Origin of the sequence: Idiomarina seosinensis (assembly GCF_003987275.1) — a bacterium.
Classification (GTDB): Bacteria; Pseudomonadota; Gammaproteobacteria; order Enterobacterales; family Alteromonadaceae; genus Idiomarina; species Idiomarina seosinensis.
In genome coordinates this window covers 982,227-996,851 of the sequence record NZ_PIQF01000001.1, presented here as the reverse complement: position 1 = coordinate 996,851, position 14,625 = coordinate 982,227, and the positions used below count along the sequence as shown (strand labels likewise).

Annotated in this window: 13 protein-coding genes; 10 read left to right on the top strand and 3 right to left on the bottom strand. The window is 47.1% G+C overall.

Annotated features, from left to right (window positions below):
• Positions 1 to 49 precede the first annotated feature (49 nt).
• From CWI81_RS04785 to CWI81_RS04775, 3 genes are read left to right on the top strand one after another with little or no spacing between them, the layout of a single operon-like run.
• Complete coding sequence (locus tag CWI81_RS04785; protein WP_126784112.1) at positions 50 to 1,285, top strand: lipoprotein-releasing ABC transporter permease subunit; 1,236 nt, start codon at positions 50 to 52, stop codon at positions 1,283 to 1,285.
• Positions 1,278 to 1,952, top strand: a complete 675-nt coding sequence (gene lolD / locus CWI81_RS04780) for a lipoprotein-releasing ABC transporter ATP-binding protein LolD (protein ID WP_126784110.1) — start codon at positions 1,278 to 1,280, stop codon at positions 1,950 to 1,952. The genes CWI81_RS04785 and lolD overlap by 8 nt, the downstream gene beginning before the upstream one ends.
• Positions 1,946 to 3,175 carry a lipoprotein-releasing ABC transporter permease subunit gene (locus CWI81_RS04775; protein ID WP_241970343.1) on the top strand — a complete coding sequence of 410 codons (1,230 nt, stop codon included), beginning with the start codon at positions 1,946 to 1,948 and terminating at the stop codon, positions 3,173 to 3,175. Before lolD ends, CWI81_RS04775 begins: the two co-directional genes overlap by 7 nt.
• 9 nt (positions 3,176 to 3,184) lie before the next feature.
• On the opposite strand, the gene CWI81_RS04770 is transcribed toward CWI81_RS04775, so the two are convergent.
• Positions 3,185 to 3,706 (bottom strand): DUF2062 domain-containing protein, encoded by a 522-nt coding sequence (locus CWI81_RS04770; RefSeq protein ID WP_126784106.1) that lies wholly within the window; start codon positions 3,704 to 3,706, stop codon positions 3,185 to 3,187.
• A 44-nt stretch (positions 3,707 to 3,750) separates the two neighbouring features.
• Between CWI81_RS04770 and CWI81_RS04765 the strand changes: the two genes are divergently transcribed.
• Genes CWI81_RS04765 through kdsB form a run of 5 tightly spaced genes read left to right on the top strand, consistent with a single transcriptional unit; the run spans position 3,751 to position 9,804 of the window.
• Positions 3,751 to 6,057: a DNA internalization-related competence protein ComEC/Rec2 gene (locus tag CWI81_RS04765; protein ID WP_126784104.1), complete on the top strand. Its 2,307-nt coding sequence runs from the start codon at positions 3,751 to 3,753 to the stop codon at positions 6,055 to 6,057.
• Positions 6,058 to 6,115: 58 nt separating this feature from the next.
• Positions 6,116 to 7,861: a lipid A export permease/ATP-binding protein MsbA gene (gene msbA, locus CWI81_RS04760; protein ID WP_126784103.1), complete on the top strand. Its 1,746-nt coding sequence runs from the start codon at positions 6,116 to 6,118 to the stop codon at positions 7,859 to 7,861.
• Between the two features lie 2 nt (positions 7,862 to 7,863).
• A complete protein-coding gene (gene lpxK, locus CWI81_RS04755) occupies positions 7,864 to 8,841 on the top strand; it encodes a tetraacyldisaccharide 4'-kinase (RefSeq protein WP_126784101.1) in 978 nt (325 codons plus the stop codon).
• A gap of 10 nt (positions 8,842 to 8,851) precedes the next feature.
• Positions 8,852 to 9,049, top strand: coding sequence for a Trm112 family protein (locus CWI81_RS04750; RefSeq protein ID WP_126784099.1), 198 nt, complete (start codon positions 8,852 to 8,854; stop codon positions 9,047 to 9,049).
• Positions 9,046 to 9,804 carry a 3-deoxy-manno-octulosonate cytidylyltransferase gene (gene kdsB / locus CWI81_RS04745; RefSeq protein ID WP_126784098.1) on the top strand — a complete coding sequence of 253 codons (759 nt, stop codon included), beginning with the start codon at positions 9,046 to 9,048 and terminating at the stop codon, positions 9,802 to 9,804. Before CWI81_RS04750 ends, kdsB begins: the two co-directional genes overlap by 4 nt.
• 24 nt (positions 9,805 to 9,828) lie before the next feature.
• Here kdsB and CWI81_RS04740 read toward each other — a convergent pair whose 3' ends face one another.
• Entirely contained in the window at positions 9,829 to 11,175 is a 1,347-nt protein-coding gene (locus CWI81_RS04740) for a KamA family radical SAM protein (RefSeq protein WP_126784096.1), read from the bottom strand.
• Positions 11,176 to 11,364: 189 nt separating this feature from the next.
• On the opposite strand from CWI81_RS04740, the gene CWI81_RS04735 reads away from it, so the two are divergent.
• On the top strand, positions 11,365 to 12,345 hold the full coding sequence (locus CWI81_RS04735) for a class I SAM-dependent methyltransferase (RefSeq protein WP_126784095.1): 981 nt from the start codon (positions 11,365 to 11,367) through the stop codon (positions 12,343 to 12,345).
• Positions 12,342 to 13,229, top strand: a complete 888-nt coding sequence (locus tag CWI81_RS04730) for a pentapeptide repeat-containing protein (RefSeq protein WP_126784093.1) — start codon at positions 12,342 to 12,344, stop codon at positions 13,227 to 13,229. The genes CWI81_RS04735 and CWI81_RS04730 overlap by 4 nt, the downstream gene beginning before the upstream one ends.
• A gap of 64 nt (positions 13,230 to 13,293) precedes the next feature.
• On the opposite strand, the gene CWI81_RS04725 is transcribed toward CWI81_RS04730, so the two are convergent.
• Positions 13,294 to 14,574 (bottom strand): citrate synthase, encoded by a 1,281-nt coding sequence (locus CWI81_RS04725; protein ID WP_126784091.1) that lies wholly within the window; start codon positions 14,572 to 14,574, stop codon positions 13,294 to 13,296.
• Positions 14,575 to 14,625: the final 51 nt, after the last annotated feature.

Genomic DNA, 14,625 nt, shown 5'->3' with positions numbered 1-14,625 from the left:
CATTATCCTTGCTCGATACTATTACGCAACAATTGATTTTGAGAGGGTAATGTTCCAACCCGTTACGCTGTTTATCGCGCTTCGCTATGGACGAGCGCAAAAAAGCTCAGCTTTCACCCGGTTTATCAACCGTTTCGCGCTTGGCGGCATTGCCCTGGGGTTAATGGCGCTAATTGTGGTGATGTCGGTAATGAATGGCTTTGAAGGTGAGCTTAAACAACGCATTTTAGGGGCTGTGCCACAGGTCACGTTAACCCATTCCGATCCCATTGATAACTGGCAGCAGCAACGTCAACAGCTGCCTAAACACGCAGCTGTTGAGTCAGTGTTTCCGTTCGTTCAGACTCAGGCGTTGCTGCAATCTGGCGGCGACATGATGGTGGCGATAGCAAGGGGGCGGATGAATTCGACCGCGGCGGCTGACTCGCAAGGGCTCCCGCAAATGCTGCAGAAGTCATTACAAGTGGGACGCTGGACGGACTTAAAAGCTGGCGACTACCAGTTGATTATTGGTCAGGGTATTGCGCATCGGTTGGGGCTTACTGTTGGCGACAGAGTTCGGCTTATAGCCTCTAGAGGTGGCGTGTACACGCCATTTGGTATGGTTCCGGCTCAACGACAGTTTACGGTTACTGGTGTTTTTGCGTTGCAATCCGAAGTTGATAATGGGCTAGTTGTTGCTGATGCCGCGGATTTAAACCGTTTGACCCGCCAACCAGAAAATTCGGTAATGGGCTTTCAGCTGCAACTGGAGGATGCTTTTATGGCACCGGAAGTCGCCGCCAGTTACCGAGAACAAACCTCTTATCAGGTTAGTGACTGGCGTCAGCAGTTTGGTCAGTTATTCGATGCTGTGGCCATGGAAAAGCGGATGATGTGGCTAATGTTAGCACTGATTATTGCGGTGGCTGCATTTAACACCTTGTCGGCACTGGTTATGGTAATCAACGAAAAGCGACACGACATTGCGATATTACAAACTTTGGGGTTAACACAAGTACAAATACGTCGTGTGTTTTTATTGCAGGGGGCTTATAACGGTGTCATAGGAACATTGTTAGGTCTATTAATGGGATTGTTATTAAGCTATTACCTAAACCCTATATTGTTGTTTTTCGGTGTTAACTTAATGAGCATAAGTCCTGCCGGATTACCGGTTATGATTGACCCTTTACAAATTACTATGGTGGCGTTGGCATCACTTACCTTATGTTTAGGTGCTACCGTCTATCCGGCGTTGATGGCCGCTAAAACTCAACCATCGGAGGCGTTACGCTATGACTAATGCGTTGCTGCAGGGCTCGCAGCTGAGTAAGATATTTAATGATGGAAGTGGCCAGGTGACCGTGCTAGATGACGTTGACTTTACCGTTAATAAGGGTGAAATGGTAGCGATTGTGGGAGCGTCAGGCTCAGGTAAAAGCACGCTGATGCACATCCTCGCAGGGCTGGATAAGCCGACTTCGGGCAAAGTGCTTTTTAGCGGCGATGAAATAACCCACTGGTCAGCTAGCCAGTTGGCGCGTTGGCGTAATCAGCATTTAGGGTTCGTGTACCAGTTTCATCACCTGTTGCCCGAATTTGATGCGCTGGAAAATGTCGCTATGCCATTATTAATTGCGGGCGCAAGCAAAGAACAAGCTCTGCAACGCGCTCAGTCACTACTGCAACGGGTTGGTTTGGCGGACCGTGTCAACCATCGTCCAGCCCAGCTTTCAGGTGGAGAGAGACAACGAGTTGCGGTGGCACGAGCGTTTGCTAATCAGCCTCAGCTAATTATTGCTGATGAACCGACCGGGAACCTTGACGGTGAGGCTGCGGAGGCGGTGTATCAGCTAATGTTGCAGTTAAACCAGGAGCAAGGGACTGCTTTTGTTGTGGTCACTCACGATGAGCGCATGGCTGATCAGCTACAACGGGTTGAACGATTACAGCGAGGTAAATTGTGCTGAGCTGGGATATTGCCTATCGTTTTAGGAAAAATACAGCACATAACGGCTTTTTATCGTTTATATCGGCTTCGTCGACCATTGGTATTGTGCTCGGGTGTGCGGTTTTGATCACAGCACTGTCGATGATGAATGGTTTTCAACTGGCGCTGCAAAATAAACTGCTGAAGGTGGTTCCACACGTCGAGTACCAACGCGTAGATGGTCCATTTGAAGATTGGTCTGCGATCGCGGAATTAGCTATGCAAGACAATGCTGTGACTGGTGTAAGTCCAGTCATCCAACAAACAGCAATGGTGCAGTCGGGGCAAGAATTTAAAGGAATAATGCTGCAAGGCATTGATCCGGAAACCTCTGGTAATGGTATTAGCGACTTTATTAAAAACGATGCACTGCAGGCACTGCAGCAGGCGGAGCCGACTATGGTGTTAGGTGCAGGCCTCGCCAGAGAGCTAGGACTGTCTTTCGGTGACCGCTTAACATTGCTGATTGCAGAGCAGGGGAATCGAGCTTTTCAGGCACCCAAACGGCATCAACTAAGAATTGTTGGTTTGTTTAATTTTGGAGGGGAAGTCGATCACAAAAATGCTTATGTATCGTTACCTACGGCTCGTCGGTTAGCAGGTATAGAAAGAGGAGTCACGGGGATACAGCTATCGGTGCGTGATGTGTTTAATGCCGATGCAGTGGCAAAGCGCGTTGGTAATCGACTGCCGGAATTAGTTTATGTTAATCACTGGATGCGTACACATGGGCATTTGTATAGGGATATAGAACTGGTACGGACTGTCATTTATTTGGTGCTAGTGCTCGTTATGGCAGTCGCTTGCTTTAATATTGTGTCGACGTTGGTGTTAACTGTCACTAAAAAACGGGCGCAAATTGCGATGCTGAAGACGATGGGTCTTGAGGACCGGAAAATTGTGATGATATTTATCTGGCAGGGCCTTCAAAATGGCTTGTGGGGAGCTTTTCTGGGAACCATAGTCGGTGCTGTTCTGGCTTTAAGTTTACCCCAGTTAATGCTTTGGCTAGAACAATTACTGTCACTACAAATGCTCAATGATGACGTTTACTTTGTCAGCCAAATTCCTTCGGAACTTCGTTGGCAGGACCTTGCCCTTGTTGCTGGAGTGGCCATAGTAATGAGCTTGTTAGCGACAATTTATCCCGCCTGGCGAGCGACTCAGGTAGCTCCGGCTAAAGCGTTACACGGCTCCCACTAGTTTGTGTGATTAGCCTGAGTGGCGTGAGCCCGGACGTCTGCGCCATGCTCTAACAACCGACTGCCGCCAAAGCAGTCGGATGCCTAAATATCCGGTCAGACTGGCGAGCGTACCTAGCACCAGGCAACCAAGCAGTAATGATGGGCCGATAGTTGAAATGCTGGCAATTAACCAAGTCCAGCTGAGTTCAAATGAAAACGGTTGAGGCGGCGCAGCCAGTAACCAATTACCTAACCGATAAGCTAAGTAAAACATCGGGGGCATGGTAATAGGATTAGATATCCAGACTAACCCTACCGACAGCGGCAAGTTGACTCTAAAAGGAATCGCGACAGCTGCCGCTAAAACCATTTGAAAGGGCACAGGGATAAATGCGGTGAATAAGCCAACCGCAAACGCGCCCGAGGCAGAACGCCGGTTTAGGTGCCAGAGGTTGGCGTCATGTAACAGACTGCCAAACAGGCGCATAACCTTAGTTTGCCTAATCGTTTCATGATTAGGTACTAGTTTTTTGATTACCCGTCGAGCCATGGAACTACCTGCTAAATTTAATTAACCGCTGACCGGGAGCAACGATGGACCGTTGTTTACTCATGTTTATTATAGGTGTTGGGCTGAGTTTAAACATTTCAAGCGCCGGTACCTTTTGGTGGAGCTGCGCTGCCGTAAGCCTTGCTCTTGCGGTTATCCTGGTCTCATCGCAAGCGCTGCCGCGAGCGCGACTACTGGCAATGTTAGTTTTAAGCGTATTTTGCGGTATTGCGTTAACGACTGCAAATCTAAATTGGCAGCACTATCAGAGAAAGCAAGTTGATGAGTTGACTGAAACAACCCAAGTTAAGTTGTTGATCAGCAGTATTCCAGAGCAATACGCGACTCATAGCCGCTTTGTTGGAACGGTTTTATCGATAACTGGTAAGCAGCAAACATTTTTGAATCCGCCCAAAATACAAGCTTCATGGTATGGAAACTTTCCTCGGCAATTGAAGCTGGGTCAGCTTTGGCTGTTAAAGGTAAAGTTTAAGCAGGCGCAAAACTACTGGAATGAGGGCAGCAGGGATTACCGCCTGCGCTTGAGTCGGCAGGGAATTATTGCTCTGGCCTCTGTAACCGAGGGGCACCTAATCGAACAGTCCAATAACATTCGAGCGCGGTTGGCACAAAGGTTCGCCGATGACGCTAACCGTTACAATGGCGTGTTGGCTGCATTAAGCATTGGGGTCAGAAGTTTTTTAACGGCTGAGGATAAACGGCAGTGGCAACACAATGGATTGACTCATGCGCTGGCTATTTCAGGACTTCACTTAAGTTTAGTGGGTTGGGCGGGCCTTATGCTAGGTCGAGTTTTACTCAGTCGTATCTTTTGCTTAACGCTGTCGATGGAAAGACTAGAAAAAATCAACATCAAATGGCTTAGCCTGTTACTGGCATTACTCATAGCAACTGGTTATGCCTGGTTGGCCGACTTTGCTATCGCTACTGTTAGAGCGTTAATTATGTTTTCGGTGATTGTGTTGCATCAGGTGTTGGCGCTGCGTGTTAGCAGCTGGCAGTTGTTGTTGCGAACAGCCGCGCTGCTGTTCGTCATCGATCCTCTCGCTTGGCTTGACGCCGGGTTTTGGCTGTCGGTAACTGCACTTGGCACTATTTTTTCGACGCTTTGGCGCTGGCAGCAAGGGCCTGAGGTTAACCCTACTTACCAGTTGTTTAGGCTACAGTTAATGTTTTTACTGGTTATGGCGCCTTTATCGTTATACTGGTTTGGAGGAGTCTCCTTACTTGCGCCGCTGGTCAATTTGTTGTTTTTACCGGTTATTAGTTGTTGGATTTTACCGTTTACCTTGTTGGGCTCTTTATCCGAGCTTGTTTACGCCCACACATTTGCTGATAACCTCTGGTATATGGCGACATTACCATTAATGGCGGTTACACCTGTGTTACAGGAGACTGCCAGTTGGTCGTTTACCTGGTGGCAACCTAAACAACCCGTTCCTTTGCCTGCTTTATTATCGTTACTCCTAATTGTTATGACACCGATATCGAAGCGCCTGGTTAAATGGCTGTTGGCTGTTAGTGTTCCATTGACTATTACGGCGCTGGCGGATAGTCGAGAGCGGGATAGCAACATCAAGCTGCACGTGCTGGACGTTGGGCAGTCACAGGCCGTGGTTATTGAAAGAGCCGGGCGAGCCTGGTTAGTTGATACCGGCATGGGGTATAGCAGTGGTTATACTTTAGCGGCAACGGTCATTGAACCTTTTTTGCAAGCTCGAAACTTACAGTTAGAAGGGGTTTGGGTTAGCCATAAAGATCGCGATCATAGCGGCGGTGTTGCTTATTTAAAACAGCATTATAGCGATATTGCCTGGTTTGGAGCTCTGACTAATCGGCCATGTCAGCGGGGGATGCAGGGCAACTGGAACAATATTAATTGGTCCGTGGTATGGCCGTCAGCAGAGCCAATTGACGAGGTGGCGATGGGTTCCAATAATCAATCCTGTGTGCTGTTGTTTCGTTATAAAGATTTTTCGCTATTATTACCTGGCGATATTGAGTTTCCTGCTGAACGTCAAATCGCCGAGAAGCATGGTTTTCCGTCAGTCGATGTGTTGGTAGCGGCACATCATGGCAGCAAAACATCCAGTGGCTGGCTAAAGCTAAAACAGACACAACCGTCAATTATCTTAATCAGTAATGGCGAACATAAGGGGTTTAACTTTCCCCACCGTTATACCACCGAACGTTTTCGAACAATGGTACGCCCTTGGTTTAACACAAAAGATGTTGGGCAGTTAACTGTCGTATCCGATGGGCACCGTTGGCACTTAGAGTTACCCTTTGCAGCAAAGCGGGAAAGGCTAATCTATACTGAGGATGACTAGCCACCGACGGTATAATGCAGGTAGAATAACAGAATATTTAGCAACTTAATGAGACTTCATGGATTCTCAGAGCCTAAAGAAAAGTACCTTTAAACGTCTGCTCGGTTATATAAAACCTTATAAACTAGCGTTTGCAGTAGCGGTTATTGGCATGATCGGTTATGCCGGTGTCGATACCTTATTCTTTTCTCAGATCGAAACCCTTATTGACGAAGGGCTAACCAAACAAGACCCGACAATACTGCTTTATGGCGGCATTTTCGTCCCGGTCTTTTTTATTATCCGGGGACTTTTTAATTTTGCCAGCACTTATTTTTTGAACTGGGTTGGGTTCAAAGTAGTAACCCGCATGCGACAGCAGCTTTTCGACCATTTAATGAAGCTTCCTGTCGCTTTCCACGACCAACACTCAACCGGCGATTTAATCTCGAAAATAACCTATGACACGCAACAAGTTGCTGAAGCCAGCAGTCGGGCGTTATTAGTATTAATTCGAGAAGGTGCTTTTGTAATAGGGTTGCTGGGTTTAATGTTTTACCAAAGCTGGCAACTGTCGTTGGTATTTTTGGTGGTAGGTCCATTGATTGCCAAAGTTGTAGCGGTCGTTTCTAAACGGTTCCGCACGGTTAGTAGCCGTATTCAGACGGCGATGGGTAATGTCACTACAACCGCTGAGCAAATGATTAATGGTCATAAAGTGGTTGTCATGCACGAAGGCCAAAATGCCGAATCAAAGCGCTTTAGTGAAATTAATAACATAACCCGTAATCAAAACATGAAACTGGTCAACACTCGAGCTATTAGCACGTCGGTAATCCAGTTTATTGCTTCGCTGAGCCTTGCCATGGTTTTGGTTATTGCGAGCTACCCGCAGATGCTCGAAAGTTTGTCAGCAGGAGCATTTACTACCTTATTAACGGCAATGATCATGCTGTTGCGTCCATTAAAGCAGCTTACCAACGTAAACAGTGACTTCCAGCGCGGTATTGCGGCTGCAACCAGTGTCTTTACCATCTTGGATGAGCCCGTTGAGGTGGATAACGGCACTAAGGTAGTGGATCGGGTAAAAGGCGACATTAAATTGGAGAATGTCACCTTTGCCTATAACGAAGGTGATGAACCTGCACTGCAAGAAATTAGCTTTAATTTGAGCGAGGGCAAAACGATCGCTTTGGTGGGTCGATCCGGCAGCGGCAAGTCAACTATCTCGAGTTTATTAACGCGCTTTTATGATGTAAATGACGGACAAATTCTACTTGATGGTCATAACATCAAAGACTATAAACTCAAATGCTTACGGCGACAATTCGCTTTAGTATCGCAACATGTCACGTTGTTTAACGATACTATTGCTAATAACATTGCTTACGGCGCTGGGCGTTCAGTATCTCGTGATGACATTATTCAGGCTGCGGAACAAGCTTATGTGACTGAGTTTACTGACAGTATGCCGAATGGTTTAGAGACGATGGTCGGCGAAAATGGGGTGATGTTGTCAGGCGGACAACGCCAGCGTATCGCCATTGCCCGCGCGCTACTGCAGGACGCACCTATTTTGATTCTGGATGAGGCAACTTCAGCACTGGATACTGAATCGGAACGGCATATTCAACAGGCCCTGGGTGCATTGCGTAAAGATCGAACCTCGTTAGTTATTGCACATCGTTTATCGACTATCGAGAATGCCGACGAGATTTTGGTGATGGACGACGGTCGTATTATTGAACGAGGCAGTCACAGCGACTTATTGGAACAAGAGGGCGCTTACTACCAGCTTTATAACTTACAATTTAGTGGTGGCTGAGAATGTGGTTACAACACCGCTGGTACGATAAACGGCTGCACCCATTACTGTATTTGTTAACGCCGCTATCGCTGTTGTTCTGGTTGCTGACCAACGTAAGACGGTCGCTCTATTGGTTACGGGTGTTACCTAGCTACCGCGCAGGTATACCGGTGATTGTTGTCGGTAACATCAGTGTTGGTGGAACCGGTAAAACGCCAATGACGTTGGCTTTGGTTAAATTTTTGCGAGAGGAAGGTTTTAATCCTGGCATAGTTAGCCGTGGTTATGGAGCAAACACGAAATATCCACACGATGTGCAGCCTAACGAGTCAGCCAAAGTTGTTGGTGACGAACCGTTAATGCTTCGTAAAAAAAGTGACTGCCCGGTAGTTATCTCTCCGAAACGCGGAGCCGCGATTAAAGAGCTGCGACGGCTGCATTCCAAGGTTGATATTATAGTCAGCGATGACGGTCTTCAACATTACGCCATGAAACGCGATATAGAGCTTATTCTAATTGATGCAGAGCGCGGTGTCGGCAATGGTTGGTTACTGCCTTGCGGGCCTTTAAGAGAGGGCCCTTGGCGACTAAAAGGTGCAGAGTGGGTAGTGTCACTCTATGCTCAACATCCGTTTGCCCGTTATGTTTGCAAAGTCGAGTCGAAAGATTGGTATCGGGTAAAGGATGACAAGCAGGTCGAGAAGCCCACGCAACAGTGTTATGCCGTTGCAGGTATTGGAAATCCGCACCGGTTTTTTCATAGCCTACGACAACAACAATTAGATTTGGCCGACTGTATCGAGTTTGCTGACCATCATGAGTTTAGTGCTGATGACTTTGCTAAGTTAGGTGATAAACCGGTATTGATGACTGAAAAGGACGCCGCAAAGTGTCGAGATTTTGCCGCATCAAATTGGTACTATCAGCCTATAGAAACACGATTACCGGACGACTTTACGGCGAGCCTGGCTAAACGCTTGCGTAAATTCAAAGATTAAGGAATAAACCATGAGTCTAGATCCCAGTACCTTGCAAATAATTGCCTGCCCGAGTTGTAAAGGCAAGCTGGTGTATGCGGAACAAAAGGAAGAGCTTGTATGCCGCGGCGAGCGCTTAGCTTATCTCATCGAAGAGGGAATTCCAGTGCTTATCACTGATAGCGCACGCACGCTGGATGCGAAAGAGTTGGAGCAGCTACCGTCATGAGTTTTACTGTGATCATTCCGGCTCGCTACCAATCTTCTCGGTTGCCCGGCAAGCCCTTGGTTGATATTGGTGGTAAACCAATGATTCAACATGTGGTAGAGCGAGCAGAGCTAAGTGGTGCTGCAGAAGTAATAGTAGCTACCGACGATGAACGGATTGAACGCGAAGTGACTCGCTTTGGTGGTCGGGCGATGATGACCGGAAGCGAGCATCAATCGGGTACCGAGCGATTGGCTGAGATCACCGAGCAGCTGGCACTGGCGGAAAACGAGATTGTAGTTAATGTGCAGGGCGACGAGCCATTTATTCCGCCAGAGATAATTCGACAGGTCGCGGATAATTTAGCGAATCAGCGACAAGCGCCGATGGCAACGTTGTCAGTGCCGATAGACGATGCCGAAGATGTGTTTAACCCTAATGTGGTTAAAGTGGTACGCGATTCGGCGGGCTATGCATTGTACTTTAGTCGCGCAGCGATCCCCTGGGATAGGGATCGCTTTAATGCTGAGCGAACGACTGCTTCATTAAACCACGATTTTTACCATCGTCACATTGGTCTATATGCTTATCGGGCAGGCTTTGTGCGACGTTATATTGAATGGCCAGAGTCGCCACTGGAGAAACTGGAATCGCTGGAACAGTTGCGAGTACTGTGGCATGGCGAGCGAATTCATGTTGCAGAGGCGATTAAACCACCAGCGGCTGGTATTGATACGCCGGACGATTTGGAAAAAGCCCGGCGTTTGATCGGTTAATTGAGCGCTCAAGCGATGGACGACTTAGTCCATCGCTGACATTTGCGCATACTCATCTTCAAAGAAGAACTTCTGTTCGCCAAATGCAGGCTTCAGATCGTTTAACCAGGTCGCATTGGGATCATATTTCGCAAAGAATGGGCGTTGCACCCAATCCGGGTTGCGGCCTTGAATGAATCTCAGCGCGAAGACTTTTTCACCAGCAATTTCGGTAACGCCCTGAACTTCTACTTTACCGGGTCCGGCGCTCATTGACGGGCCGCGAACGGTACGAGCAATTCCGGAGACTTGCTGATAGGCCTTACGGAAAATCTCCCAAGTCTGCTCTAACGGTACTTCGAAATATCGCTTGGCGCCAGTGTCCCGCTCAACAAACATGTAATACGGAATCATGCCCAGACTGACTTGTTTCTGCCACATTGTCGCCCAATCATCAGGGTCGTCATTAATATGGCGCAATAGCGGGGCCTGACAGCGAATTTGGACACCAGTGTTGCGTAACCGGCGAACGGCCTCTTGGCAGACTTCGGTACGCAATTCATTAGGGTGATTTAGATGTGCCATAATCGACACATGTTTACCTGCACTAACCAGTTTCTCCAGCAAGCGCAGTAAATCATCAGCATCGGGGTCAGTGATAAAACGATACGGCCAGAAGGTCAGCGACTTGGTGCCAATACGAATGGTCTTCAGGTGTTCAAATTCGGGCTTAAGCAGGTTTTCCAAATAGTGTTGAAGTTTCCGGGTACGCATCACCATAGGATCGCCACCGGTCACCAGCAAATCGGTTACTTCTTTATGCTGCGCCAGATATCGGTGTAACTGGTCGGCATCGTTAGAATTGAAACGAGTTGCTTTACCGACAAACTGCGCCCAGCGGAAACAGAACGTGCAATACGAATGACAGTACTGACCCTGCGCCGGGAAAAACAGTACCGTTTCCCGGTACTTATGTTGCATCCCAGGTAACGGTTCGCCGTCAACGTGCGGCACGTTCATTTGCATTTGTCCCGCAGGGTGTGGATTCATTTCGTCGCGTAACTGGGTCGCTAAATCGAATACTTCGTTGGTCGTGTGTTTACCTGACATTAAGTCAGCCATGCGCTGGAAAGCGCTCGGCTCAAGCATGTCTTTTTGTGGGAATGTCAGCTGAAACAGTGGGTCGTTGGGTACATTTTCCCAGTCGATTAATTCATTAAAAACATATTCATTGACACGAAAAGGCAGTACGTTGGCTACCACTTTCATTTCAAAGCGCATGTCCGCCGGAACTTTGTTTAAGGCTTCGATCTTATCGAGCTGTCTATGCTGATAAACTTTGAAGCGACGCGGAGTAATGACGGGTTCTTGTACGTTAACTACTTGCTGCATAAGCCTCTCTGTTTTCTACTGAGCTAAATTGCGCGCTAGTATAAATAAAAAGAGGTGTCATTGCCATGCAACTGACCATTTATAATAGACTGTAGTCTAACTAACTGATTCGTTGTGAATTGCTTGAGCTTAATGTGTTATTCCGTATTATCATAACAATATCTGAACCACTAACAGCAGTCAGGCAAAATGAGCCAAAAAATTCAAACTAAGTTAAATGACAGTGCCCATATCTGTCGCCAACAGGGAGATAAAATTAGCCCCTGTGGGTATCATCACAGCAGAGTTCACTGTCAGTTCGCAGGCATTACAGAGGATCTGTTAGAAACTTCACAGGACAGTTTTCACGGTTTCTTGAAGCAGGGCGCAGCAACCACTGAATTGGCAAAGTGGTTTTCCGCTACTTATTTACCGGCTGGCAGCTGGTATTTGGTGAAGGAACAACGATTGTGGTTAAAGCAACGTCTGATCGAACAATTTAGAGCTCACCAATCCGCTCAACCTTTACAAGTAATGATTGCTGGCGTTGCCGGTTATGTGCACGCGCTGGGGCAACTATTAATTTATCTTGAAGCATTGGAGCAGTCCCAGGCTGAGATTAATATTGCTATTACCTTTGTTGATCGCTGCGATTTTCCATTAAAACAGATTGCAGGCTTTTTAGAGGCTATAAAAAGTAAGTCGTTTTTTCGCTACAAGTTTCAGATTGGCGAAGATAAGTACGCTTGTGCAAAAGGACTTGATAAAGCCATCCGTGACAAACGACAAGCGCTTGCACGAATTTCCGTTGACTACCGGTTAGGTGACTTAAGCGATCCCATGCTATTTGCTGGTGAGCAGTTCGATTTAATCACTGAACATTTTATGACGTCATTGCTCTATAAAAATTTCGACGTTATACAACCAATCCGTGCAAACTATGCACATTGGTTAAAACACCAGGGACGTTTGCTAAGCGCTGATGGTTTGCGGGCTGACTCAGATGCCTATCAAACCTTTGTTGAGCTTAATCGTGATGCTGGCCTGGTGGTTAACCAGCAGGCCAGATTACCCGTGTGGGATCCATACGGCCTGCAACAAGAGGTGTTTCAAAATATCCTCGAAGGCAATACTCAACGGCGAGTTGCTGTTGAGCTTGATAACACGTTATCGGAGTTCATTAAACAATGACTCGGCAGACATTCCATGGTGATGAGCTAAAAGGTAAGAACTTAAGTCGGCAAGATCTCAGTGGCTGTGTTTTTGATGAATGTGATTTCACCAACACCGCGTTTACAGAGACAAATTTAGAGGGAGCGACTTTTAATCGGTGTAGCAGCGACAGTGATAGTTATAGCAAGTTTTCGATGGCTAATTTAACCAATACACGCTGGCATGGCTGTCAGTTAGAAAATGCCGACTTTGACGATGCCAACCTTACTGGAGCTAAGCTACGTAATACCAGCATAAAAGGCGCTACGGCCCGCAATTCGCAGTGGGATGATTCACGCCTGGACGACGTTGACTTTTCCAGCGTTGACTTTGACTTAGCCAGCTTTCGAGACGTTAAAGTGATACGAGTAAAGTTTCGACCCGCGTTGGTTACTGGCACACGTCATTTTTTGCGGTTATTGAAACAAAAGCGCACTGCCAAACATACTATTTTTACGTCAGGAACCGAGCTTTCACCATTTATTGAGTATTGCTCACGTGAATATCGGTTGTCGTTATTGCTGTTAGAAATTGAGCAGTTACCCTTCTACAAGAAGTTGCCGAGGGTGTTGTTTGCTGCGGTAATCGGTCTGGTCTCAGACTTTGGCCATTCACTATCCCGTTGGCTATTATCATCGCTGCTTATTGTTAGCCTTTTTGGTGGCTACTTTGCGATCGCTAAAAAAGCTGCATTTGGCGACTTTAGCAGCGCCTGGCACCATGCTTTGCTGCACTTTATTAACCAGGGGAGTTTTACCCCGGCGACTGATGGTGTCGCGCAGACCGTGCTCAATGTTCTAGGTTACTTTATGCTTGGCATATTGATATCAATTATTACTAATCGCTTCGTTAGTCGCTGGTAAAACGGCATAAAAAAAGCGCCTCCAAAAAAATGGGGCGCTTTTTGCATTAAGTGCCAGGCACTTGTTACTTCTTAATCGGCTTAAACTCACGCTCAGTATGGCCGGTATAAAGCTGACGAGGACGACCAATTTTTTGACTTTGCTCGCTCATCATTTCGTGCCAGTGCGATACCCAACCGACCGTCCGCGACAAGGCAAAAATGACGGTGAACATATTGGTTGGAATGCCAATCGCTTTCAATACGATACCTGAGTAGAAATCCACATTCGGGAATAGTTTCTTCTCAACAAAGTAGTCGTCTGACAGCGCGATACGCTCTAGCTCCATTGCTACATCTAATAATGGATCGTCACGGTTAAGCTCTTTCAATACTTCATGACATGATTCGCGCATGACAGTAGCTCGAGGGTCCATGTTTTTGTATACACGGTGACCAAAGCCCATCAAGCGGAACGGGTCATTTTTGTCTTTGGCTTTCTCAATGTACTTAGGAATATTTTCAACCGAACCAATTTCCGCCAACATACGCAGACATGCTTCGTTTGCGCCGCCGTGTGCAGGGCCCCATAACGAAGCCACACCCGCGGCAACACATGCATATGGGTTTGCACCAGATGAACCAGCCAGACGGACGGTAGAGGTTGATGCATTTTGCTCATGGTCCGCATGCAGGATAAAGATACGGTCCATAGCTTTTGCAACCGCCGGACTGATTTCATAATCTTCTGCCGGTACTGAGAACATCATATTCAGGAAGTTCTCTGCGTAGCCTAAATCGTTGCGAGGGTATACGAACGGTTGGCCAATGCTAAATTTGTAAGCCATCGCCGCGATTGTCGGAATTTTAGCGATTAAGCGGTATGCACTGCGTAAACGTTGATCTGCATCATGAATGTCTAAATCATCGTGATAAAACGATGATAACGCACCGGTTACCGCGCATAACATCGCCATTGGGTGGGCGTCACGGCGGAACCCATTAAAGAAGTTATGCAGACCTTGATGAACCATTGTGTGCTTAGTAATGGTGCTCTTAAAGTCTTGATACTCTTGCTCACTGGGTGCTTCACCGTGCAACAGCATATAACAAACTTCTAAATAATCTGCCTGAGTTGCCAGCTCACCAATGGGGTAGCCGCGGTGCAACAACATGCCCTGTTCGCCGTCGATGTAGGTGATAGCCGACTCGCAAGAACCCGTTGCCAGAAAGCCTGGATCAAAGGTGAAATAACCATGTTTTCCAAGAGTGCGGACATCGACTACATCTTTACCTGCAGTAGGTGATAACACAGGCAGTTCGATTGACTGTCCATCAATCTGTAATGTGGCTTTACGATCAGCCATAAGGAATTCTCCTTGCTTCAACTTTTGAAAAGTGCGCTAATTTAACTCTAA

Excerpts from the sequence above, each read along its gene's own strand:
- lpxK (WP_126784101.1), top strand. The coding sequence starts at position 7,864 with ATGTGGTTACAACACCGCTGGTACGATAAACGGCTGCACCCATTACTG.
- lolD (WP_126784110.1), top strand. The coding sequence starts at position 1,278 with ATGACTAATGCGTTGCTGCAGGGCTCGCAGCTGAGTAAGATATTTAAT.
- CWI81_RS04770 (WP_126784106.1), bottom strand. The coding sequence starts at position 3,706 with ATGGCTCGACGGGTAATCAAAAAACTAGTACCTAATCATGAAACGATT.
- CWI81_RS04725 (WP_126784091.1), bottom strand. The coding sequence starts at position 14,574 with ATGGCTGATCGTAAAGCCACATTACAGATTGATGGACAGTCAATCGAA.
- CWI81_RS04785 (WP_126784112.1), top strand. The coding sequence starts at position 50 with ATGTTCCAACCCGTTACGCTGTTTATCGCGCTTCGCTATGGACGAGCG.
- CWI81_RS04765 (WP_126784104.1), top strand. The coding sequence starts at position 3,751 with ATGGACCGTTGTTTACTCATGTTTATTATAGGTGTTGGGCTGAGTTTA.
- CWI81_RS04740 (WP_126784096.1), bottom strand. The coding sequence starts at position 11,175 with ATGCAGCAAGTAGTTAACGTACAAGAACCCGTCATTACTCCGCGTCGC.
- CWI81_RS04750 (WP_126784099.1), top strand. The coding sequence starts at position 8,852 with ATGAGTCTAGATCCCAGTACCTTGCAAATAATTGCCTGCCCGAGTTGT.
- CWI81_RS04735 (WP_126784095.1), top strand. The coding sequence starts at position 11,365 with ATGAGCCAAAAAATTCAAACTAAGTTAAATGACAGTGCCCATATCTGT.
- msbA (WP_126784103.1), top strand. The coding sequence starts at position 6,116 with ATGGATTCTCAGAGCCTAAAGAAAAGTACCTTTAAACGTCTGCTCGGT.
- CWI81_RS04730 (WP_126784093.1), top strand. The coding sequence starts at position 12,342 with ATGACTCGGCAGACATTCCATGGTGATGAGCTAAAAGGTAAGAACTTA.
- kdsB (WP_126784098.1), top strand. The coding sequence starts at position 9,046 with ATGAGTTTTACTGTGATCATTCCGGCTCGCTACCAATCTTCTCGGTTG.